Source organism: Holdemanella biformis DSM 3989 (assembly GCF_000156655.1).
Lineage (GTDB): Bacteria > Bacillota_I > Bacilli_A > Erysipelotrichales > Erysipelotrichaceae > Holdemanella > Holdemanella biformis.
This window is the reverse complement of record NZ_DS996845.1, coordinates 19697-31824: the sequence shown is the minus strand read 5'-3', so window position 1 is coordinate 31824 and position 12128 is coordinate 19697. Positions and strand designations below refer to the sequence as shown.

The 12128-nt window shown below is 36.8% G+C and carries 11 protein-coding genes; 8 read left to right on the top strand and 3 right to left on the bottom strand.

Going from position 1 to position 12128, the window contains the following annotated elements; all coding sequences use genetic code 11:
- The first annotated feature begins 125 nt into the window (after positions 1-125).
- Positions 126-1808 (top strand): ABC transporter substrate-binding protein, encoded by a 1683-nt coding sequence (locus tag EUBIFOR_RS08615; RefSeq protein WP_003865639.1) that lies wholly within the window; start codon positions 126-128, stop codon positions 1806-1808.
- 84 nt (positions 1809-1892) lie between these two features.
- On the opposite strand, the gene EUBIFOR_RS08610 is transcribed toward EUBIFOR_RS08615, so the two are convergent.
- Positions 1893-2639, bottom strand: a complete 747-nt coding sequence (locus EUBIFOR_RS08610; RefSeq protein WP_003865638.1) for a DeoR/GlpR family DNA-binding transcription regulator — start codon at positions 2637-2639, stop codon at positions 1893-1895.
- A gap of 64 nt (positions 2640-2703) precedes the next feature.
- Positions 2704-3618 (bottom strand): glycyl-radical enzyme activating protein, encoded by a 915-nt coding sequence (locus EUBIFOR_RS08605; RefSeq protein ID WP_003865637.1) that lies wholly within the window; start codon positions 3616-3618, stop codon positions 2704-2706.
- A gap of 181 nt (positions 3619-3799) precedes the next feature.
- On the opposite strand from EUBIFOR_RS08605, the gene EUBIFOR_RS08600 reads away from it, so the two are divergent.
- The 5 genes from EUBIFOR_RS08600 to EUBIFOR_RS08585 all read left to right on the top strand — a co-directional run bounded on the left by EUBIFOR_RS08600 (position 3800) and on the right by EUBIFOR_RS08585 (position 8205).
- Complete coding sequence (locus EUBIFOR_RS08600; RefSeq protein ID WP_244264172.1) at positions 3800-5149, top strand: pyruvate formate lyase family protein; 1350 nt, start codon at positions 3800-3802, stop codon at positions 5147-5149.
- A gap of 437 nt (positions 5150-5586) precedes the next feature.
- The gene (locus EUBIFOR_RS13570) at positions 5587-5706 is read left to right on the top strand and encodes a SymE family type I addiction module toxin (protein WP_083783550.1); all 120 of its coding nucleotides are present in this window, start codon (positions 5587-5589) and stop codon (positions 5704-5706) included.
- Positions 5707-5811: 105 nt separating this feature from the next.
- The gene (locus EUBIFOR_RS12210) at positions 5812-6876 is read left to right on the top strand and encodes a hypothetical protein (protein WP_003865635.1); all 1065 of its coding nucleotides are present in this window, start codon (positions 5812-5814) and stop codon (positions 6874-6876) included.
- Positions 6877-7292: 416 nt separating this feature from the next.
- Positions 7293-7478 (top strand): hypothetical protein, encoded by a 186-nt coding sequence (locus EUBIFOR_RS08590; protein ID WP_003865634.1) that lies wholly within the window; start codon positions 7293-7295, stop codon positions 7476-7478.
- A 265-nt stretch (positions 7479-7743) separates the two neighbouring features.
- Positions 7744-8205, top strand: coding sequence for a hypothetical protein (locus EUBIFOR_RS08585; protein WP_003865633.1), 462 nt, complete (start codon positions 7744-7746; stop codon positions 8203-8205).
- On the opposite strand, the gene EUBIFOR_RS08580 is transcribed toward EUBIFOR_RS08585, so the two are convergent.
- The gene (locus EUBIFOR_RS08580; RefSeq protein WP_244264171.1) at positions 8190-8864 is read right to left on the bottom strand and encodes a recombinase family protein; all 675 of its coding nucleotides are present in this window, start codon (positions 8862-8864) and stop codon (positions 8190-8192) included. The two genes, EUBIFOR_RS08585 and EUBIFOR_RS08580, sit on opposite strands and share 16 nt — an antisense overlap.
- Positions 8865-9004: 140 nt before the next feature.
- Here EUBIFOR_RS08580 and EUBIFOR_RS08575 point away from each other — a divergent pair, with 140 nt between their 5' ends.
- Positions 9005-9853, top strand: coding sequence for a TnsA endonuclease N-terminal domain-containing protein (locus tag EUBIFOR_RS08575; protein ID WP_244264170.1), 849 nt, complete (start codon positions 9005-9007; stop codon positions 9851-9853).
- Positions 9854-9857: 4 nt separating this feature from the next.
- Positions 9858-12128, top strand: a complete 2271-nt coding sequence (locus EUBIFOR_RS08570; protein WP_244264169.1) for a transposase — start codon at positions 9858-9860, stop codon at positions 12126-12128.

Below are 12128 nucleotides of genomic sequence, written 5' to 3'. Positions count from 1 at the left end.
TAAAAGATAGGCTTTTTTCTTTTATATAAAGTAAATTATATTGTTTCAGAAATTAAATGAAAAAGTAATTGAAAAAGTTTCAGAAAACACTATAATAAGTTACATAAAAGAGAAGAGGAAGAGTTATGAATAAGAGAAGTGTATGTGCCCTAGGTATGGCATTTGTACTTGCAGGATGTTCTGCAGGTGGATCGGGTTCTGGTAAAGAACAAACATTAACAGTTGGATTGTTTACAGAAATGAATGGGGATTTTTCTCCTATGTATTATCAGACCGTTAACGATCACAATGTAGTTAACTTGGTATATCAAGGATTGTTGGCATATGATAAGGATGCCAATTTAGTTCCAGAATTAGCAAAGGATTTACCTATTATTAGTGATGATGGTACAACGATGACATTTAAATTGAAGAAAGGTGTTAAATTCAGTGATGGATCTAAATTTACTTCAAAAGATGTAAAGGCAACGTTTAGCGTTATGGCTGACCCAAGCTATACAGGACGTTTTTCAAGTAATGTTGATTTCTTAAATGGATATAGCGAATATCATGATGGAGATGCCAAAGATGTCTCAGGTATTGAAACACCCGATGATTATACAGTAGTATTCCATATGGCAAAGCCAAAAATCGATGCGGAATCGACTTTGGGAACACAAAAAATTTGTAGTGCAAAAACATTGAAGTACAAGAAGGGGAAAACTTCAAATGTTGAAAAGAACAATAGTAATCCTATTGGAACAGGTCCATATAAATTAAAATCATTCTCTAAAACAGAGGGAGCTTCATTGGATCGAAATGAAAATTTTGAAGCTAAGGATGGAGAATACCAAATTTCTAAGATTATGATCAAGAAAACAGAGACTTCGACTGAAATCAAAGAATTGGAAAATGGAACAATCGATTATATTCCAGATGTAGTGGAAGCGAATAAAATCAACACAGTAGCCAAAGACAAAGATAAAGGTTTGACTATGGATTCGTATCCAAGTGATCGTGAAGACTTCTTGTTTATGAATACAGTTGCAGGTGCATGTCAAGATCAGGCTGTTCGTCAAGCTTTGGCTTATGGATTTGATCGTGAAGCCTATATCGCAAGCTATTATAAATTAGATGATAAAGATGCTAAATTGGCATATGTACCAGGCTTGTTTGGTAACCCAGTATCTGGCGGAAATGGTGCATATGTTCGTGGTGAAGAAAAAGTAGATGGTGCTACTTACTATGATTATGATGTAGAAAAAGCTAAACAAATCTTAGATGATGCGGGATGGACTGTTGGTAGTGATGGTATTCGTGAAAAGGATGGTCAAAAATTAAGCATTAAGTTCTTGGCTACAAAAGAAAAAGATGCGATGGATACAATGATTCCTATGTTACAAAAACAATGGGGAGAACTTGGTGTCGACTTCAAGGCAAACACAATGGAATTTAATACAGTTATTTCAACTGTAGGTGATGATTCAGCTGTTGGTGATTGGGATGTATCTTATTTAGGATATTCTTTTACAAGCCCTGAAGATACAGGTGTTGATTACTTGATTCAATCACAAGGTGTAAATAACTTTGCTCGTTTAAAAGATGATGAATTAGATTCATACTTAGCTGCAGGTGCTTATACAACTGATAAAGAAGCTTCAGCAGCTGCTTACTTAAAGGCTTATGTTCGTCAAGCAGAACTATGTGCATACTTACCAACAGATGGTGTACAAACATATTGTTTACGTAATAAGAAAGTAAAAGGTTTGAATACATCTTCTACATTTATTTGGTCACAATCAATGGCTACAGCCTATATTGATGATTAATAAAAAAGGACAGAATATTAAATAAAAAGAAAAGGAGCTGAACTGAATAAGTAATAAAATTTACTTATTCGTTATGGCTCCTTTTTAAATCGTCACGACTTGAATGTTTTGGTTGTTTAGTTCTTGAACATAAGAAGAATCAATAGAATGATCAGTTATAACAGTTTTTATTTTATCTTTTAAATTTAATGGTACAACACCACGCTTGGAAAATTTATCACTTTCTGTTAGCACGATTATTTGTTCGGCTTGATGCGACATATCACGTACGGCTTGTGCTCGCATTTGATCGCGGTTTGAAAAGCTGATTCTAGAATCATATCCATCTGTACCGATGAAAAAATAATCGACAAAAAAGTTGGATACACATTCTTGAACCATAGGACCTACCATAACTTGTGAATCTTGTTGATAAATTCCACCTAAAAGAATAATTTGAAAATTTGATTTTCCACGAATATATTCTGCGATAAAAGCACTGTTGGTGATAATTGTTAAGTCTTTATGAAGTTGTGTTAACGTATCCGCTAGAAGTGCACAACAACTACCACTTTCAATCATAATTGTATCGCCTTCATGAACAAGTTCAGTAGCTTTTAAAGCTATTTTTTTCTTTTCTTCATAATGATACGCGATTCTACCATTGATATCATCTGTGCTACATAACACAGCATGCCCATGCTCACGTTTGATGATTCCTTTAGCTTCTAATGCATCCAAATCTTTGCGGATAGTTACTTGGGAAACACCTAGGTATTCAGCAAGTTGAGAAACCTCGATTCTCTTTTCAGATGTCAATAATTCTAATATTTTATTTGTTCTATTTTTCATTTACGTTGATTCCTATCATTTTGTTTATATAATAAGTGTTTTTGATTTCAAATGAAAGTGAAATTTAGAAAAAAGCGTTAATGTTATTTTCTTTAAACATATTTAAATATTCTTTTAAATCTTCTGGATGATATGAAGGAACATTTTCATAATCATATTTTATATTTAAAAGATGATATTTATTTTCTCCAAATTGATGGAACGGTAGAAGTTGACACTTGTTTATTCCAATATTGTGAAGTGTTTTTGAAAATTCTTTGGCATCATCCAAAGAATCGTTGAAACCAGGTATAACAGGGATTCGTGGAAGAACTGTTTTGCCATTGTCGATGGCATGTTTCATGTTCAGTAATGGTAACTTATTAGAAACACCTGTACCTTCTATATGTTTATCTGTGTTCCAGTGTTTCATATCAAAAAGAATGTAATCTACATATTCTATGACACGATCAAATATTTCCTCTGTCGCAAAACCGGTTGTTTCACAACATGTATGAATTCCTTCTTCTTTAGCGGCTAAGAGTAGTTCTCTTGAAAACTCAGGTTGAAGTAAAAGCTCACCTCCAGAAAGTGTTAGACCACCACCACTTTCTTCATAGAAGGCTTGATCTTGTAAAACAATTTTAAGCACTTCTTCTACAGATTTTTGTTCGCCTTGTGCGCTTAATGCGTTTTTTGGACATTCATATACACATTTCTCACACCCACTACACTGACTATGGTTGATTTTGATGGATTTATCAATTGTTTTCATAGCGTTTTTTGGACAGGTTTCAATGCAATGATGACAATTTATACATTTTTTTGGATCCCAAAGAATTTGTGTTTGTATAAGCTGACTTTCAGGATTTGCACACCACTTACAACGAAGAGGACATCCCTTTAGAAAAACGGTAGTACGAATGCCTGGACCGTCATTTACACTGAATTTTTGAATGTTAAAAATAATTCCTGTTGTATTTCGATTTGTTGTTGTCATTTTAATTTCCTCATATAGAGTATAAACATTTCAAAGAAGAAAAGCAATGATTATAGTTACAAATGAAAGTATAAAATATTTTAAATGAAATTAAAGTTGACATGAAATGCGTGTAATGCTATTTTTAAATTGCAAATAAAAGAATCTAAAATTACGAATGAAATGTAATAGGAGGACGGATATGGAAAACGCAGAACATTTTGGAACATTGACAGAACGAATGAAAGAATTTCGAGAAGAAGTTTTAGATGAAAAACCTTATATTGATGCACAACGTGCAATTCTAGCAACTCTTGCTTACAAAGAAAATTTAAATCAACCACGAGTGATGGTTCGAGCTAAAATGCTAGAAAAAGTTCTCGATAATATGAGTATATATATTGAAGACAAATCTCTTTTAGCAGGAAATCAGGCAACCAAGAACCGTAATGCTCCTATTTTTCCTGAGTATACTATGGAATTTGTTATGAATGAATTGGATCAGTTTGAGAAAAGGGATGGGGACATATTCTATATCACTGAAAAGACCAAGGAACAACTTAGAGAAATTGCGCCATTCTGGCAGAATAACAATTTGCGTGCAAGAGGAGAAGCTCTTCTTCCTGAAGAAGTTCGTGTCTTTATGGAAACAGGTGTATTTGGAATGGAAGGCAAGCTAAATGCAGGAGATGCGCATTTGGCGGTGAACTATGAGCGTATTTTGAAGGATGGATTAAGAGGATACGAAAAACGTGTAAAAGAATATAAAGCTGCTCTTGATTTAACAAATCCAGATAATATTGACAAGTATTGTTTTTATAATGCAGTTCTTATAGTACTGAAAGCGGTGCGTAATTTTGCGAATCGTTACAGCGTTCTTGCGAAAGATTTAGCAGAAAAAGAATTGAATCAAGAAAGAAAAATTGAATTATTAGAGATCAGTAGAATTTGTTCAAAAGTTCCATATGAACCAGCAGAAACATTTCAAGAAGCGGTACAATCCGTATGGTTTATTCAATTGATTTTACAAATTGAATCCAATGGACATTCTTTGAGTTATGGCAGATTCGATCAATATATGTATCCATATTATGATCGAGATATTAAAAATGGCACTATTAAAGAATCTGAAGCCTTGGAATTGTTGACATGCTTGTGGATAAAGACACTTACAATCAATAAAGTTCGTTCTCAAGCACATACGCTAAGTTCGGCAGGATCTCCTATGTATCAAAACGTAACGATTGCAGGTCAAACAACAGATAAAAAGGATGCAGTCAATGATTTGAGCTTTTTAGTTTTGAAATCTGTTGCACAAACAAGATTGACACAACCAAATTTAACTGTTCGCTATCACAAGAATATCAATAAACGTTTTTTGGATGAATGTGTAGAGGTTATGCGTTTAGGCTTTGGAATGCCAGCATTAAACAATGACGAAATTATAATTCCTTCCTTTATGGATTGGCAAGTTAAAGAGGAGGATGCTTACAATTATAGTGCCATAGGCTGTGTAGATGTGATTTTCCCGTTGATTAGTTCCCTATTTTGATTAGTTCCCAATTCAGGGGCGTTTTTTCCCGAAATTCGGGTTTAATTAGTTCCTAATTCGGATTTAATCAGTTCCCAATTCGAAAATGATTAGTTCCGAATTCGGGATTTAATTAGTTCTCAATTCGGGATATAGGAGGAAACAATGTATAAATCGAAACGCAGCCTCAAAGTGTATGTGATTTTCCATTTAATCATGTCCGTTTTGGAGGCGATTTTTACCAGTTAATCGTGTCCGTATTAACATTTAGAAATGTCCGTATTGCAATTTGGACATGTCCGTATTCGATTTTAATCGTGTCCGTATTGCAAGTTTAATTATGTCCGTTTTAGAATTTGATTACTTCTAAGTTGGAATTACAGGAGGGAACAATGTATAAATCAAAACGCAGCCTCAAAGTGTACGAGGCACCACTTGGTTTAAATGGTAAGTAGCAGATTCCGAGAATTCAGCTTCAGGGCCAGTGGCTAAAAGCACTTGGATATCATGTGGGTGATAAGATTGATGTTCAGTGTACTAATGACACGATCATCATCAATAAAGTGAAGACTATATAAAATAAGCGTCGGTCAATGAGTCGGCGCTTTTGTTTATAAAGTATTATTGTGCCTTACTGAATATCCAGTTATAATAGCAAATATAATAGCCAAGGAGGTTTATATATGAAAACAAAACAAATTTTAATGACAGGAGCATTAGCTCTTAGTATGGTTTTATCTGGTGGAATGTTGACAGGATGTTCAAATTCTTCAACAAAAGACACAAAGACAACAGAAGTCACTAAGAAAAAAGAAGTAAAAACACTTGGTCAAAAAACCAAGGATTCAAAATCTTTGAAGATTACAAACAGCACTGGTAAGAAAATCACAGTGTTTGAAACAAAATCAAGTTCTGAAGAAAGTTTCAGTGATAACTTATTGGACGATGGAGACGCTGTAAAAAACAAAGAAGAACGTACTTTGTATTACACGGTCAAAGAAAACGATAAACTGGATGTAAAAGTAGGGTTACAGGATCAGGACAAAACATTCGTATTCAAAGATGTAGATCCAGCAGATACTAAAAAGGTGGACGTTTCTTTAAAGGATGATAAAGTCAATCTGGATGTAACGAAAAAAGATGGCAGTACTGCCACTTTAACGCCAAGTGAAGATTCTGCAAAGACAGAAGACGAGAAAAAAGATGAGCAGGAAGTAAAACAGGAAGAAAAGAAAGAGGAGAAGAAAGAAGAAACAGCAAAAGCCGATTCTTCAAACAAATCGAATACTTCTGAATCAAAGAAAAATAACACAGCTTCAACTTCGAACTCAAGTTCAAACAAGAACAATTCAAGCTCTAGCAGTTCCAAACCAGCTGAACATACACACAACTGGGTTGCACAGTATAAGACTGTAAACGTGCCAGAAAAAGGGCACAACGAACAGGTCTTGGTGCAGGCTGCCTATGATGAACAGGTTCCAGTTACAGAAATGAAGGCGTATTCAATTTGTAATGATTGTGGTGCAGATATTACTGGAAACACTTACGAACATGTGAAAGATCATATGATTAATGACACTGGTAATGGAGGCTATCACACTGAATGGCGTGAAACAGTTGTGGGATACAATACTGTACATCACGATGCAGTGTACGAAACAAGATATGTGGTCGATTCACCTGCTACTACAAAACAGGAATTGACAGGATACAAGTGCAGTGGCTGTGGAAAAACAAAAGCTAACTAAATATAGATCAAAAGACAGAATATAGGAACTCAGATTGAGTACCTTTTCTGTCTTTCACACGCAATAAAACGGGGAGTACCCATACTATTGCACCAAAAGAAAGTAGTTATAAGAAAGGGTGGCGAAATATGAACAGATACAGTTTATTTGATGTACCTTAAATTAAATTGAAATAATATCAATATTTTTCCTTTCAGAATATTGATAGTACGAAACACTCAAAAAATCAAGATTTCTAACGTTAGAGATTTTTATAAGGGATAGAGATAGAAATAAATAAGGGGGAAATAAATGAATTAAGGCAATTTGCCAGGACCTGTTGAAAGAGGAACTTCATTTTGCCGGGTTGTTTGATAATTTACAGATTGTCTCGCTTCTTACGGATTTGGAAAGTCTTTTATAGGAGGCAGATTAATATGCCAAGACAGAAAAAAGATGCAAAAATTCTCAATATCAAACTAGCAAAAGAGATTAGCGACCAGCTGGAACAATTTTGCGAAGAATCAGGAATGCCTAAAACTATTGCGACAGAGAAGATTCTATCGAAGTATTTTGAGGAATATTTCAGTAGACCGGAAGAAGAACGCACACTTTTCAAATAAGAATATTTAAGAATGCCCACAGGCCTAATAAGCTTGTGGGTATTTTTATGCCTAAATAGAACATGTATGTAAGATTTCTTTTGAGTTGCAATTAGGAAAAAGCGCGGATTTACAGGCAAAATTACAACATTCAGTTTGAGGCTGTATGAAAAAAATAAAAGTGCCTTTTAAATCTGACATATAGTATATGCCAAAGTAAATTATCCCTAAAAATAGGGACAAAATTAGGTAAAAACAAATTATGTATTCAAAAAGGAGGAAACACATGGAGAAAATTGAATTCACAAACCCGGAGAGCAAGGAATTTAACGAAGAAGTAAGGAACTACCTTGAATTGATGAGGGATACGGAAGCCCTTATTGGTGACGGGATGGAGAAACTGAAAGGGGCCAATTGGGCAAAGCTTTGGAGCAGCCTTGACAAGTTGGTTTTTTATCCGAAGACATACGAAGGAAATTTGGCTATTTTCAGAACTCGATACGACATTCGATACGTAAGCTTGTTTACGAAACCGGAATTTTGCTGTGATCAGGAAGCAGACTTTGAGTTGGGCGGCATCCTTAGGTCATGGCTTGATGATGGTCAGAAACGTGGCTATTCGCTTCTTATTAACACGACCATCAATGAATATTGGGGACATGGTATTTTTATCGATCCAGATACAGGGCATATTGCGCCTGTGATGACGGACTATGATGCGGAGCACCGTACTTATACATTATATTGATCAGCATCAATTTCAACCGAACCAGGGAACATTTCCCTATATTCATCAACTAATTTTCGGAATATGTAACGGGTAACCGGTCCCTTATCTGGAAGCTTACCTGTCAATAATTTCATCGCTTGGCGTTCTGTAGTTTTATGTAGGCAGTATTGTTCTATGACATTAAATTCTGCTCGTTGCAAGCCCATTAGAGATATACGACGTTTCGGTCTTCCAGAAGCTTTCCTGTGACCAGGAAGCTGCTCGATAGGTTGCGCCTGACGATAGTTATAGATTTGGCTAAGTGTTCCGGATAATAGCTCATGGTCGTGGGTATCATCTTTGTCGTCATATTCAAGTGATGGGATTCGCAGGTGGATCTGTTTGTCTTGAAGGAGTTTTAGCGTTTTTCGTATTGTTGGCAGAGTACCGCCAAGTACATAGATATTTGCTACATATAACGTATCGCCACTTTGAACAGGGCGACGTGGTGAAATATCGCCCTTAAGTGTGTCACTGTCCGAATAGACAGAACGAGCCACGTCGCAACATTTTATGTAGAAGTAGTTGTATTCTGAGCCGAGCCAGTGGGTTGTATCTGGCAAATGTTTGCGTGCTATTTCGTATTGTTCGTTTATATTTTCAATTCGTGTATTACGAAACAGCCACCACTCGCTCATGGCACAGCCTCCTCTCATTTGTAATGGTTACTAAGACTAACCACTGCATTATATCATATTTTTTAAAATGTTGTCCGAAAATTAGAAGATTTGAAAAAATAAAAGAAAACCGCATAAATACAGTATTTGCAGATGAATTCATGTCTGAAAATCATTTGAAAATGGTCGTTTATTTGTATGTGAAAATAAAAGCACATGAGAAATCAAGCATATTAATTGCGAAGGCGAAAACAAAAATAAACAGGAAGGAGAAATCATTGAAATCACATAAACGAAAAATCGAAGAAGGACGTTGTCAAGGATACGGGAAAGACTATACCCCATTTATTCTGGTCAGAGAATATAAGGGGCGGGGTACAGCATCAGTCATCTGGGATCCCTTTGAAGAAAGATTGATCCACTGCCTGTCGCAGACAGAAGTTGCGGTGTATGAAACAATCCGCTGGCAGGACAATGTGGAACATATCCGCGAACAATATCTTTTAGATACAGATAGGATGAATGCCATTGCAGAAGAACTTGGGATGAAGAAAGCTCCATGGTGGACCACGGATTTTCTGGTAGATTACGATGATGGAAGCAAGACGGCGTTCTCAGTCAAATACGACAGAAGCGCATTTGATCCGAATAAACGTACCTACCGTGGAAAAGAATCAAGGCTGCACAATCTGGTAATGCGTCAGAGAGCAGAACAGATCTATTGGGAATCTCAGAAAGTGAGGTTTAAGCTGGTAACGAACGAAGATATTAATCAGGTGCTTGTGTGGAATGTAAAAAGCGTCATGAGCTATTACGAATCATTTAAGGTGATCAGCAAAGAACAGAAACTGAAATATCTGATTGCACATAAATATGTATATATTCCGATGGATAAACAGATTTTGGATTTCCATGAGATTGTAGAGCGTGCTGGTTTCGACGTTGATGAGCTGTATAAGCGAGTATTAGTGGCACGTGACCTTCATGAAGAAATCACAGAAAGGAGATAACATGATGGAAGAATTAAGAAATAACGAAACATCCGAAAAGAAAGAGAGAATAGAACCGCTGGAAGTTATCACTCTTGAAGGCGATGCAATTCCAGCTGAGGGAGAAGCGACAGATTCGCCTTGTGTAAGAAGAGGAAATTTATATAAAAAAGATGGTTTACAATGGAGAACCTTTCATGTAAATGCTGATGAAACTCTTCTCATTAGCATGACAACAAACGATATCGTTAGAATAAAAACGGATTCGCTAATTAATGATATTGAAAATGGAACAGTAAGTGCATGTGATGTAGACCCGAATCCTTCATTTTCACTCACAGAGGAGGAAATAAATGTAATCACGGAACGCGCAAGGGTTTTTGAAAATATAATCGAGAAAGAGATGCCTGAAATTGAGAACCTTTTTTCAGTGAAAAAAGCAAAAAGAAATAATGATGCAGAAGCTATTCTTCTTGGGGTATCAAGAAGGTGGTTGCGCGAAATGTTAAAGGCCTATCTTCGTTCCGGCCGCAATAAATTCAGTCTTATTGACCATCGCAAAGGTAATTATAGAAAAAAAGTACCCCATTCAAAAGACTACGAGAATCCAAAGAATGACGTTGACGAAATCCTCAAATACGGTCTTAAGATGTTCGTAAAGTATGGGAAACCGGGAATGGCATATGACGCAGTTCTGCGCCGGTATTTTCGCGAACCGGTCGAGGCACCAGATGGTTCTTCTGTCAAGATGGTAACACTTCCAGAAGAGGAAAGATCAGTATCATACAAGATGCTCTACAACTATATCAGAAAGCATACAGAAGACTATTCCTGCAAGGGAAAAGATGAGAGAGACAAACAGAACAATGACAGACAGTTGGTTGGAAACAGCAAAACCGGAGTCTATGAATTGGGACAGATTGTTGAAGCAGATGAGATGGAGCTTGGCTGTTATGTAGTCGACCAGAATGATGGAGAAACTGTTCTTGGAAAAGCTGTCGTATACTGTATGGTCGAAGTATTGAGCGGAATCTGCATCGGTGCATATGTAAGTCTTGAAAATAACAGCATGCGTGGCTTTCAGCAGGTGTTTCTGTCACTCCTGGAACCGCATAAGAACCAGACAAAAGGCTATAACATTGACTATGATGAGGAAGACTGGCCGTCCATGATCGTACCAAACGAGATCCGTTGTGACCGAGGCTCAGAGTATATGTCCAAGGCATATAGCAAAGCAATGGGGGAACTGGGCATCCGTAATACTCCGGTTCCACCCGGATGCGGTTCTTTAAAAGGGGTTGTCGAATCCTTCAATGGACTGGTTCAGACCTATTTAAAGGCACAGTTAAAGAATAACGGATATGTAGAAGATAAATACCGTGGTGGAGACTTAGCTAAAGGGGATGCATGTCTGACACTGGAAGAAATAAGAGGACTGGTCTACCAATCAGTGATCCTGTATAACCGCCGTGTTTTTGAGGGACTCATTGACAAAAAGTATCTGGATAATGACGTATCTCCAACACCTAAAGGGATTTTCGCATACGAAAAAGCTCATGGCAGAGCAGGAGATCCAACCAATGTAAATGATGCGACAAGACCGGCCTATCTGTTTGCAATGCTGGCAAAGGAAGAAGAAAAAAGAAAATTTACATGGAACCGCAGGAAAGGTATCGTGTACACCTTCTATAAGACGGAACTGCGTTTTTATTCGCAGGAACCATGGTTCTTGGATATTTTAAAAGATGAACCACATCCGGAAGATATTGAGGTCAGATACAATGTGGACGATATCAGGAATGTCTATATCAGATATAAGAAAGAGATCCACAGAGTACCTCTTGCAGAAAAGATTGAACAGCAGTATACATACGCAGACTTAACCTGGGACGAATACGACGAGTGTATCCGCAAAAAGAGGGACTCAAAGGTAATGAAAGAAGCAAAACAGGTATATCTGGACACGAAACTGAATTTGCAGGATACGGTAGAGAAACAGGCAGAAATGGCAAAAGCCCTGAATCCAAAGAAGAAGAAAAAATACGGCAAAGCGCATCCGGAGGATAAAACAGCCAAGAAACAGGAAATGAGAAAAGATCCAGATGGAATTACGAAACGTTCTTATAGTTCCATTGATCCGGAACCTAAGAAAGAAACATTAACAAAGCAGCAGGAAGAGCTGGCAGCGATTGAGCATTTGAGAATCCCAGATGAAATGAGGACGATGGGAGACAGAAAACTCAGCCGAGAAGAAGAAATCAATCGTATCTTGGCACTGATAGAAGACGAAGTATAA

Excerpts from the sequence above, each read along its gene's own strand:
- EUBIFOR_RS08600 (WP_244264172.1), top strand. The coding sequence starts at position 3,800 with ATGGAAAACGCAGAACATTTTGGAACATTGACAGAACGAATGAAAGAA.
- EUBIFOR_RS08605 (WP_003865637.1), bottom strand. The coding sequence starts at position 3,618 with ATGACAACAACAAATCGAAATACAACAGGAATTATTTTTAACATTCAA.
- EUBIFOR_RS08615 (WP_003865639.1), top strand. The coding sequence starts at position 126 with ATGAATAAGAGAAGTGTATGTGCCCTAGGTATGGCATTTGTACTTGCA.
- EUBIFOR_RS08590 (WP_003865634.1), top strand. The coding sequence starts at position 7,293 with ATGCCAAGACAGAAAAAAGATGCAAAAATTCTCAATATCAAACTAGCA.
- EUBIFOR_RS08610 (WP_003865638.1), bottom strand. The coding sequence starts at position 2,639 with ATGAAAAATAGAACAAATAAAATATTAGAATTATTGACATCTGAAAAG.
- EUBIFOR_RS08570 (WP_244264169.1), top strand. The coding sequence starts at position 9,858 with ATGGAAGAATTAAGAAATAACGAAACATCCGAAAAGAAAGAGAGAATA.
- EUBIFOR_RS12210 (WP_003865635.1), top strand. The coding sequence starts at position 5,812 with ATGAAAACAAAACAAATTTTAATGACAGGAGCATTAGCTCTTAGTATG.
- EUBIFOR_RS08580 (WP_244264171.1), bottom strand. The coding sequence starts at position 8,864 with ATGAGCGAGTGGTGGCTGTTTCGTAATACACGAATTGAAAATATAAAC.
- EUBIFOR_RS08575 (WP_244264170.1), top strand. The coding sequence starts at position 9,005 with ATGTCTGAAAATCATTTGAAAATGGTCGTTTATTTGTATGTGAAAATA.
- EUBIFOR_RS08585 (WP_003865633.1), top strand. The coding sequence starts at position 7,744 with ATGGAGAAAATTGAATTCACAAACCCGGAGAGCAAGGAATTTAACGAA.